9 protein-coding genes are annotated in these 8,977 nt (G+C 50.8%); 8 read left to right on the top strand and 1 reads right to left on the bottom strand.

Annotated features, from left to right (window positions below):
• The 8 genes from VF399_11165 to VF399_11130 all read left to right on the top strand — a co-directional run.
• A partial coding sequence (locus VF399_11165) for a T9SS type A sorting domain-containing protein (protein HEX7320900.1) occupies positions 1–199 on the top strand: 199 nt, incomplete at its 5' end.
• 245 nt (positions 200–444) lie between these two features.
• The gene (locus VF399_11160) at positions 445–1,005 is read left to right on the top strand and encodes a hypothetical protein (protein ID HEX7320899.1); all 561 of its coding nucleotides are present in this window, start codon (positions 445–447) and stop codon (positions 1,003–1,005) included.
• Positions 1,006–1,015: 10 nt separating this feature from the next.
• Positions 1,016–1,528 (top strand): TlpA disulfide reductase family protein, encoded by a 513-nt coding sequence (locus VF399_11155; GenBank protein ID HEX7320898.1) that lies wholly within the window; start codon positions 1,016–1,018, stop codon positions 1,526–1,528.
• Positions 1,525–3,060 carry a DUF6029 family protein gene (locus VF399_11150; protein HEX7320897.1) on the top strand — a complete coding sequence of 512 codons (1,536 nt, stop codon included), beginning with the start codon at positions 1,525–1,527 and terminating at the stop codon, positions 3,058–3,060. The genes VF399_11155 and VF399_11150 overlap by 4 nt, the downstream gene beginning before the upstream one ends.
• A gap of 201 nt (positions 3,061–3,261) precedes the next feature.
• Positions 3,262–3,399, top strand: a complete 138-nt coding sequence (locus tag VF399_11145) for a hypothetical protein (GenBank protein HEX7320896.1) — start codon at positions 3,262–3,264, stop codon at positions 3,397–3,399.
• A gap of 2 nt (positions 3,400–3,401) precedes the next feature.
• Positions 3,402–4,187 (top strand): 4Fe-4S binding protein, encoded by a 786-nt coding sequence (locus VF399_11140; GenBank protein HEX7320895.1) that lies wholly within the window; start codon positions 3,402–3,404, stop codon positions 4,185–4,187.
• Positions 4,177–5,790: an FAD-dependent oxidoreductase gene (locus tag VF399_11135; protein ID HEX7320894.1), complete on the top strand. Its 1,614-nt coding sequence runs from the start codon at positions 4,177–4,179 to the stop codon at positions 5,788–5,790. Before VF399_11140 ends, VF399_11135 begins: the two co-directional genes overlap by 11 nt.
• Positions 5,791–5,928: 138 nt before the next feature.
• The gene (locus VF399_11130) at positions 5,929–7,674 is read left to right on the top strand and encodes a hypothetical protein (GenBank protein HEX7320893.1); all 1,746 of its coding nucleotides are present in this window, start codon (positions 5,929–5,931) and stop codon (positions 7,672–7,674) included.
• Between the two features lie 66 nt (positions 7,675–7,740).
• Here VF399_11130 and VF399_11125 read toward each other — a convergent pair.
• Positions 7,741–8,977 (bottom strand): FlgD immunoglobulin-like domain containing protein (locus tag VF399_11125; GenBank protein ID HEX7320892.1); only part of this gene is annotated, 1,237 nt, incomplete at its 5' end.

Raw genomic sequence — 8,977 nt, 5'->3', positions numbered from 1 at the left:
GGGTCTTTCCTACACGCTGAACATCTATGACAACATGGGCCGCAGGATCAGCACGTTCAATGGTATTGCTACGGGCAACCAGGAAACTGTAACCTGGGACCTGAGGAACGATACCGGCGCGCGCGTGACATCGGGCGTTTACTTCTACCGCTTTGACAGCGCGCGGCTCAAGACCTCGGGCAAGATCGTGGTGAAATAAACGAATAACGAACGGTAATTGTCCAAACGGGACTCCAATTCGGAGTCCCGTTTGTTTTGATATCCCTTGACAGAAAAAGAGTTTTAAGTATAATAATGCTTATGAAAAAACTACTGAAAATAGCGCCAATATCGATACTAACGCTATGCATCTTCTGCTCGGAAGCGCCGCTGGTTGACTTTCCGGAGCCGACTGACCGAGTCGTATTGGCCGAACTGTTCACACAAGATAACTGAGGGTTCTGTTTGCTTGCGGAGCAAGCACTGGATAGTCTCAGCAAGGAATTTACCGATTCGTCGTTAGCCCTTATCTCATATAATGGCAACTATAGTCCATCACTGGTCAACGATGAACGGAGGACTTTCTACACGATCACGTCCGACCCGGCAGTCATATTCGACGGCACCGACAGCATTTATCCAGCCGGGAACTATTACGAGACATTCAAGCCATACATTGAAGCAGCCAAAACAGATACGCCGTTTTTTAACCTTGAGATGACAGCGGCCGCCGACAGCGCATTTGGCAGCGTCGATCTCAGGTTCGTAACAGCGGATACGCTGCCGGGAAATAATATCGTGGGTTGCCTGGCCATTTGCCAGGACAGTGTCGACGGCAACCTGAAGAACTTCAATTATGTGTGCTTTCAGTTTTTCTCTTTTCCCCTCAACCTGGTGTATCCGGACACTCTTGATACGACCATAAACTTTACGCACAGCCTGATCGTCGATAAGCTCAGGGCGGTCGCGTTCGCGCAAAATCTGGATACCAAAGAAATTTTACAGGCTATTACCACAAAATTCTAGGAGGTATTAAATGATCGCAAAAAAATTATTGATCATTCTTTTGTTCGCATCGGTAGTCGTGATGTACGCGGCGGAAACCGAAGTGGTCGACGCCCCGGATTTCAGCCTGCAGGACGTTGACGGCAATCCAGTGATCCTTGATTCCCTGCTCGCCAAAGGGCCCGTTTTTATGAGCTTCTGGGCGCTGTGGTGCAAAATGTGTATCAAAGAGCTTGATGCGATGATCCCTTACTTTGATGAATTCGATTCCCTGGGCGTCAATCTGCTCGCCATAAGCCAGGACAAGGCGCAGTCCGTGCCCAAGGTCAAGCCGTTCGCGCTGAGTCATAAATGGGAGTATGTAGTCGTGCTTGACCCTGAAAATGTAATGCGCGACCTGTTCAATGTCCAGGCAATGCCGTCCAGTTTCATCATCAACCAGGACAAAAAGATCGTGTTCGTGCACCAGGGCTATAAGATGGGAGATGAAAAGAAGATTGTGGAAAAAATGCGGGAGCTTTTTGAATCCGGCGGGCAGGAATGATATCCCGCCGTGGAATTTTTTATCACTGTAATCTTCTGTTTCTAATCACTGTAATCAGCGCAATTTCCTTTACGCCAGCGAAGGAGATAAGGATCACCGGTTCCAACCGGGCCGAGTACTGGCTCTTCCTGGAAAGCCAGCCGGAGAGCGTGCAGGCAGACAGCAACTACCGTGAACACTTTGAGGATAAGCTGAAACTAGCCGCTTATTATGGCGACATCACGCTCAAAGGCGTCCTGTTTCAGTGGGATCCGTCGCTTTTTGTCGGAAAAAAATACGGGTATATCGACTACACGGCGCTTTACACCAAGGATCCGGTCAACGTTACATATGGAAGATATTATACGACCTTTGGCCGCGGATTGTGCCTGAACCAGTTTCTTGACGAGGACTTCAGGAATGATAATTCACTGTTTGGCGCAAGAGGCGACATCAAATTCTATAAAAGCACCCTGACCGCCCTGACCGGGCGCCCTCGCAACCTTTTCTTCGAGCAGAATACTTATAAGGTAAAAAACGACACGGTCACCGCGGACCAGATACGTGGCGCGAACCTGGAAACGCGGTTACTGCCGAAGACCGTTCTTGCCGGACGCTATGTTCGGATCAACCGCAAGAACGACTTGACGCCGCAGGCGTTCACCGAGCTCTTTGGCGGTAATATTGGTGTGAGCTATGGTCCTGGTGATGTTTATTTTGAATACGCGCGACTCCTCGGTTGCATGCCGGTCTTCGGTGGCAGGATCAAAGGCGATGCGTTTTATGGTTCTGCCGGGTTTGCGATCAGCGGACTCGGTCTGACCCTGCAATACATGGATTACGATTCGATCGATGTCGGCGGTATCGGCTACCGTTATAATGAACCGCCAAACCCGATAAAATCAGGGATCGGGGTTAACCGCGGCAATGATGAAAAGGGATTTGGTATATCGCTGGTCGCTTCACCCTTCGAATTCCTGTCCGGGGAGCTCCATTTCAATAGCCTGAGGACGCACAGCCGAACGGGTGAGTCTTCCGATTTATGGCGTTTCGGGACGACCGGTGTTGATGAACAGATCCTGAAGATCATCACGCATCCCAACCTTCAGACCGAGTTCACGGTCAGCGTGGACCGATTAGTAAAAGACAGCATCGAACTGCCGGTCGAATCAAAGACCGAGCTCAAGCCCTATGTCGACCTTTCGTATGATCTGGGCTCGTTCTATCTGGAAGGCGATTATGAGCTCGACCTGGTTACTGCCGACACTAGCGACTATAATGATCAAGCGATCTCCTTTTCCATTGGCAAACCTGAATTATTCGCTTTCACCCTCCGCTATGAGCGTCGTAATCGCGTACCCGAATGGCTGGTCGAAAAGATCAGCGATGAAACGCAGTGGCCCCTTGCCCAGCTGTCCATTGACATATCGAATCGCCACAACCTGAGGATCAGAGTCGGCGCCGAAAAGGGCGGTCTCGTCTGCATGGGCGGTGTATGCCGTTGGGAATCGCCGTTCAAGGGCATCAAGGTCGTGTTAACAAGTCTCTTCTGATTAGAATCAGTGAAAATCCTAAATCCTAAGCACCAAATACTAAACAAACCCGAATTTCCAAAGTACCAAATCCAAAACTCAACAATCCTACCTCAATCCTCCCCCTTGATGGGGGAGGGCAAGGGAGGGGGTGCATTTTGAATATCGAATTTAGAATTTGTTTAGGATTTAGGTATTAGTATTTAAGGAACCGGAGGTTCAATGAAACGGATCATCTTCGCAATAATCCTGGCGATCATTTTTGTGGCAAGCATTATCTATGGCGGCAAACTCGACCAGTTCACCGAGATCGAGTCGACCGGGTCGGTGATGTGCCTTTCGTGCATGGGGATAGAATAACCATGAAGCGCATTATACAAATCCTCGCCACGTTCATAGTCAACGGTTATTTCCCGGCTATCTATAAAGGCGGCATATATCAGGGTCCAATGAAAAGAGTGTGCTGGCCCGTACTGAACTGCTGGGGCTGTCCGACCGCCATGTACGGCTGCCCGGCCGGTGGTTTGCAGCATTTTATCGGGCTCCAGCTTATTCCCTGGGCTGTACTGGGGATCCTGGGCACGGTCGGCGCCGCGGTCGGCAGGATGGCGTGCGGCTGGATCTGCCCCTTCGGACTGTTCCAGGACCTGCTTTTCAAGATCAGGTCGTTTAAAATGCGGATGCCCGTGTTCTTTAAATTTTTCAAATACGCGGTCCTGGTCATTGTCGCCGGGCTGGTCGTTTACAAGGTCGGCGAACCATGGTTCTGCAAGCTCTGCCCCGACGGTCTCCTGATCGCCGGTTTCCCGCTGGTCCTATTCGATAAGACCGGGGATCTAAGAGCGCTGATCGGCTGGCATTACTACATGAAGATCGGCATTTTTATCTTTATCATCCTCGCTTCGATCACAATGAAAAGATTTTTCTGCCGCTCCATGTGCATTATCGGCGCGGTCTACTCCGTTTTCAACCGCTTCAGTTTCACGAAACTGAGACTGAATAAGGACAAGTGCCGGGAATGCGGCTCCTGCCAGAACGTCTGCCCCATGGACGTTCCTGTGTACAAACAGCAGAATCATATCGATTGCATCCGCTGCCTGGATTGCGTTTACAAATGTCCATCAAAGGCGCTGAAATATGGCATCTAATAACACCGGCACCAACAAAAGACTGCTGGCCGCGATATTGTCGTTTTTCATTGTCGGCTTAGGACAAGTAATATCCGGCAGGTTCTGGACTGGGCTTTGGTTTTTCATCATCTTCTACGGCACGATCATCATCCTGAAGATCGTCTGGACCGGTCTTAATCAGGGATTCTGGGGGATCCTCGCGGCCTGGGCGCTCGTGTGGCTGTACAACATATTCGACGCCTACAAGGGCGCGAACTACAACAAGGCGCCCTGCGAAAAAGCATGCCCGGCGGGCGTGGCGCCATGGGTATACCTGAACCAGATCGGATCCGGCGCATCGTGGAAATATCCGTTCATCCCGTTCTTCAAGGTACTGGGGCTGATCTGTCCGGCGCCGTGCGAGGAAAAATGCACGCGGCGCGTGGTTGACAGTTCGGTCGCGATAAGATATCTCAAGCATGGCACGGCCATGGACGAACCCGCGGGCGTCAAGGAGTTAAAAGAAAAACGGCCGGAAAAGGTCGCCATTATCGGCGCCGGTCCCTGCGGCATGAGCGCCGCTTATTATCTCTCGACTAAAGGCTACGAGGTCACGGTTTATGAAAAGGCGAAAAAAGCCGGCGGTATACCGCTTGCCCTTATCCCGGAATTTAGATTGCCGGTCAAGGTCCTCAATGAAGATATCAACATACTGGCCAACGAAAATATCAAGTTCAATTATAACACCGAGATCGGCAAGGATGTGCCATTCGATAATATCCTGAACGATTATCAGGCGGTCTTTGTCGCCGTCGGCGCATGGAAACAACAGCATCTTGGCGTCCCCGGCGAGGAAAAATCACTCGACGCATTCAGCATCCTCCAACGCATCAAGAACGGCGAAAAGTTCGATCTCGGCAAGGTCGGTGTTATCGGCGGCGGTAATACGGCGATCGACGTTGCCCGCAGCCTGAAGCGGCTTGGTCATGATGTTAAGATCTACTATCGCCGGCGCGTCGAAGATATGCCCAGCGAGGAAGAAAACAAGCGGGCGGCAATGGATGAAGGCATCGAAGTGATACCACTGACCATGCCGGTAGGCTGCGTCCATGACAGCATCATGATGGCGAAGACCGAATGCCCGGATGGCAGACGCGGACCGGTCAATGTCGTAAAGGGAAGCGAGTTCAGCGTAAAAGTAGACAACATTGTCTGCGCGCTGGGTCAGCAGCCGGACACAGAATTCCTAAAAACTCTAGTGAAAACCGATAGCTACGACCGCGTCACGATCAACAGTAAAAATTACCGGACAAACCATGCAAAAGTCTATGCCGGCGGCGACGCGGTGCTTGGTCCTCAGACCCTTGCCCATGCCGTGGGGCATGGACTGGAGGCGGCGCGCCAGATCGACCAGGACATTCGCAAGGTTCCCGGTATTTTCAGGTGGCTGCAAAAAGATGTGAACCTTCCGGCTGCGGTCAAAATGCTTAAACTAAACAACGAACCGCGCATGACGATCCCCCATCGAGAAGTTTCAAGACGCCTGAAAGATTTCAAACAGGTAGAACAGATGGCGGAAAAAGACATGATGGTCCAGGAAGCCAACCGCTGCCTGACCTGTCCCCTGCGGTACCGACCGTGATACAACCCCAATCTACCCTCTCCCTCGAAGGCAACATTGAATACTAAACCCTCACCTTATTCCTCTCCCTTAGGAAGGGAGAGGGTAGGGGTGAGGGTGTAATTGTGTTATTATGTAATTGACCAATAAAAAAATAAAATGCTATCGCATATAGTCGCAATCATTCTATTTTCCCAGGTTTCAGGCGAGATCGCTGTTAGGCCTGATACGGCGAAAATCCCCATCTCACGTTATGTGTTCGGATCCGGCGACGAGATGACCGCGTCCTTCTCTCCCCTCGGTCAAACCCAGCCATTGATCGCTGCCACGAAACCATCCCTGCTCCGTTTCGGCGGTATTGGTGCTGAATATCTAAACTGGGAGGCGGATTCGTTCGGCGGTCTGATGTATCTTGATTTCGTCGATACTTTTATTATTCCGATCCAGGTAAATTTTGGTGTTGATTCTTTCCTGCGGTTATGCGAAGCGATCGATGCCGAGCCGATCCTGACCGTGAACATGCAGACATCTGACATCTACCTCGCGGGGAGGATGGTTGAATACGCTAACGGCGACACGACCACCCCGATGGGCCATCTGCGCGCTCAGCGCGGGCACCCGGCGCCGTATAACGTCAAGATCTGGAGCCTTGGCAACGAACCGGATATCGCGGGTGGGCAGTTCCCTGTGCCGCCTTTTGGCTACTGGACATTTTACCGTCATTTCCTGTTACCTTTTTCCAGCTGGGCATGGGACGATTCGACATTCTGGACGGCGCAGACATTTTCAGACCTTATTCCATTGTATACCAACGAGATGGATAGTAACAGTCCCATACCCTTGGAATTCATTTTTTCGATCGCCGGGAACCCTGCCTGGGTCAGACCGGTCGTCCAGCCCAACATAGACCGCCTGGATTACCTTGACGTCCATTATTATCCCTACTTCGCATGGGATTCGATCATGGACACAACGGCTTACATTCAAGCGTTAATGCGAACCGATACGATCTTTCCGGCTGAGTCCTATGTGCAAATGTTCCGCGATTCTTTAAACGCGATCGGTGCCGGTTCCATAAAGACGATCGTGCTTGAGTATAACGCCGGCATCATTATGATACCCGACCGGTTTTGGTGGAACTACCTCTGCGGTCTTTTTGTAGCGGATTGTATCGGCCACTGGATGCACGCCGGGCTTCCAATGGCAGGCGTTTACAGCATCCATGAAGGCAGCCCGTCGAGCTCTGATTTTCCTTATTTCGGCATTATCCGCGGTGACACGGTAAGCCGGCGCATGCCATCGCACGTGCTTGAATTGTACAACACTTATTTCGGTGATACGCTCATCTATTCATCCTCAAACCAGAAAAATTCTGGATACGGCATTGAATGCTGGGCGTCAAAACGGTCCTCGGACCGAAAATACGCGATGGTAATAGTCAATAAGAGTCTCGATACCACCTACACTATGTCTTTAAAAATAAAAGATACGCTGGTGGTCATGCATTATTACGACATAACCAACAATGCGCCGCTTGCCGCGCCGTATAACGGCACGACCGGTATTGTCGATCATGGTACGATGTTTCCGGACAGCGTGCGTCAGGGCTGGACTTATCTGACTTATGATTTTGCGCCGGCAAGCATCGCGCTATTCGAAGCCACGCCGTGGTACGGCATAGAGGAATCAGCCATAAGAATAAATGGGTCGAACACCCTGCCGACGGTCATTAAAAAAGGCGCCTGTCTTAAACTGCCTTTGGGTGACTATGCGCTTTACTCGATCACCGGCGCGAGGATAACCCAGTGGAAGAAAGTCACCGAAATAAGGATCCCTGATGTACCGCGCGGGGTTTATTTTTTCAAAACTACCCGGTCGGCATTTAGGAAAATAATCATTTACTGATCACCAATGAAAAGTCCCCCATAAAACCAAGGGGACTTTTCGATTTTCGCAGTGATTTAGGAGTTTCTATCTTTTCATGATCACTTTCTCTGTATATTTTCCGTGACCGGTCCTTAATTCAACGAAATAAACACCGGCTGGCAGCGCGCTTCCCGCATCATCAGAGCCATTCCAGGTGCAGGTATAATAACCCGGTTCCAGCACCTCGTTTTTCAGGGTCCGCACCAGCTTGCCCGCGATATCATAAACCTTCAACTCCACCGACCGGGTCTGCGCCACCGTAAAACTGATCTCGGTCTGACCGACAAAGGGGTTTGGTTTCGCCTGATCTAGCGCAAATGCCACTGGAATCCTTACATCACCATCAGTCTGCACACCGTCTGCGACCTTATCCACAACCGCGGTATAAAAGCCCGACTCCCAGCCACCCGCAAACACAAGCCGTAACTCAAACCGACCGTCGATCGCCGCATTGTTCACGGTAAAGGACGTCCCCTTGATGATCTCATTATTCAACCGCTCATAGGTCTGATCATCTGATATCCGGTACACGCTGTACCCGATCACTAATGGATCATTCACCGCTTGCCAGCTTAATTCCATACCGCCATCCACGCTCTGCTTTATCTCAATTTCAGGCACCGCGCTAAGAGTAATGTCCGGCAGCTTCACCATGTCGCTTTTGTTGTCCAGCTGGTATCGCACTATACCGTAATAACCTTCCTTGCTCAGCAATACCACCACCTCATCCCCAACACGCCACGGACTCAGCAGATTGCCCAGCTCCGCCCACCACACCGTATTTCTATTGCCGCTCCTGATACCGCAAGCCTGTACGCTCTCGGTCAGTAACTCATCCGGACGGGACAAAATATAACAACGCATCGCCAATCCCGATGTCTCACCCTTGATCCGACCCCGGATTGAATACGGCTGACGATCCGAAACAACACTCATCTTTTCCTCGTTCTGAAGCATTGACCAATCAGGCTCCATGATCACCGCCATCGTACCCGACCGCTCCTTGACCGGCACCGAAACAATATCAGTACCACGGTTCGTATACACATCTGGCGTCCATACCGCGTCGGTACTTACTAAGACCTCATAAGCAATACCCAATACCACCGGATAATCATTGATGAACATCTCCAGATCACTATCCCAGTAACAGGTTGTATATAACTGCGTCACCGCATCCAATTTCCGGATCCCATAACATACGCTAATCCCAATATCCGTGTAGGCATCCGAAGCATTCGCATAACTGGTATTGTAGGGAATCGAAACCCAATTCTTATCC

It is taken from the genome of bacterium, assembly GCA_036382775.1.
Taxonomy (GTDB): domain Bacteria; phylum Hydrothermota; class Tepidihabitantia; order SM23-42; family JAOAFX01; genus DASVHD01.
Note: the sequence above shows the minus strand (reverse complement) of the source record. Positions and strands in the feature narration are given on the sequence as shown.

Coding starts and splice junctions, on each gene's coding strand:
- VF399_11155 (HEX7320898.1), top strand. CDS start 1,016: ATGATCGCAAAAAAATTATTGATCATTCTTTTGTTCGCATCGGTAGTC.
- VF399_11150 (HEX7320897.1), top strand. CDS start 1,525: ATGATATCCCGCCGTGGAATTTTTTATCACTGTAATCTTCTGTTTCTA.
- VF399_11145 (HEX7320896.1), top strand. CDS start 3,262: ATGAAACGGATCATCTTCGCAATAATCCTGGCGATCATTTTTGTGGCA.
- VF399_11140 (HEX7320895.1), top strand. CDS start 3,402: ATGAAGCGCATTATACAAATCCTCGCCACGTTCATAGTCAACGGTTAT.
- VF399_11135 (HEX7320894.1), top strand. CDS start 4,177: ATGGCATCTAATAACACCGGCACCAACAAAAGACTGCTGGCCGCGATA.
- VF399_11130 (HEX7320893.1), top strand. CDS start 5,929: ATGCTATCGCATATAGTCGCAATCATTCTATTTTCCCAGGTTTCAGGC.